This is a genomic window from Vibrio sp. Vb0667 (genome assembly GCF_033391095.1).
The window spans coordinates 1-1,259 of sequence record NZ_JAWPOL010000229.1 but is presented as its reverse complement, the minus strand read 5'-3'; the positions used below and the strand labels follow the sequence as shown (position 1 = coordinate 1,259).

At 43.2% G+C, this 1,259-nt stretch carries 1 protein-coding gene; it reads left to right on the top strand.

Going from position 1 to position 1,259, the window contains the following annotated elements; all coding sequences use genetic code 11:
• Window positions 1-21: 21 nt before the first annotated feature.
• Window positions 22-1,226 (top strand): IS3 family transposase gene (locus R8269_RS24840; protein ID WP_086012997.1). Its coding sequence is split into 2 segments (ribosomal slippage): window positions 22-373 and window positions 373-1,226, totalling 1,206 coding nucleotides; the frame shifts between segments, so codons are not numbered across the junction.
• Window positions 1,227-1,259 lie beyond the last annotated feature (33 nt).

Here is a 1,259-nt window from a genome sequence, read left to right as displayed (position 1 = left end):
CCCCCAAAATTGGAGAGTGTTATGAAATCAACAACTAAAAGAACTCAGCGCGATTACTCCCTCGCTTTTAAACTCACTGTAGTTGATGAGGTTGAAAAAGGAAGCCTCACTTACAAACAAGCCCAAGAGAAGTATGGCATCCAAGGTTGCTCTACGGTTTTGGTTTGGCTTCGTAAGCATGGTCGACTAGATTGGTCTAAAGGGACACCTAACTTTATGTCCAAAGGAGACTCTATGGCCGAGTTCAATTCACCTCCTACACCAGAGCAACGTATTAAAGAGCTTGAGAAGCAGCTCGAAGATGCTCAACTCAAAGCCGACTTCTTTGAAGCTGTCGTGAACGTTATGGAACGTGACTATGGTGTTAGAGTGACAAAAAAGCACAAAGAAGCGTTGTCCAAGAGAAAACCATAGTAGGTTTGAGCGTTACGAAGTTTTGTCAGTTAGTACAAATCTCTCGCCAAGCTTATTATAAGCAATGCCAAACTCAATCTCGTTGTGAACATCATGAGCATACTGTCATTGGCTTTGTCCGTGAAGTCAGGCTGAAGCAGCCACGCATTGGCACGCGTAAACTGAAGTTCTTAGCAGCAACAAAGGGCATTCAAATAGGTCGCGATAAGCTCTTTGAACTTCTCAGAAAGCATCGGCTGTTAGTGAGAGCAAGACGAGCCTATCACCGAACGACTGACAGCCGTCATCGATTTTTCTGTCACCCAAACAAAGTGAAAGATGGGCTGACACCAACGAAGCCAGAACAACTGTGGGTTGCTGATATTACTTACTTGCCAACTCAAAATGGAGAGAGTTATCTCAGCTTGGTTACAGACGCTTATTCAAGGAAGATTGTTGGTTTTTATGTGGATGACAACATGAAAACTCAATCAGTTAAGCGGGCATTTATCTCAGCTCTCAGGCAACGGCAGAGTGAAGAAAAGCTAATACACCACTCAGATAGAGGCTCACAATACTGTTCGAAGGAATATCAAGATATCCATAAGAAACATAGAGTGACTTGCTCAATGACTGACGGGTATGACTGTTATCAGAATGCTTTAGCTGAGCGTGTAAATGGGATACTCAAAATGGAGCTCTTGCTGAAGAAACCGAAAGATCTGAAAGAAGCAAGGACGATGGTAGCAGAGTCCGTAGATATCTATAATCAAATGAGGCCTCATACGGCTTTAAAATACAAAACGCCCGATGAAGTACATCGAGCGTTTTAGTTAAAAAGTGTCAACCCATATCAGGACGGGTCA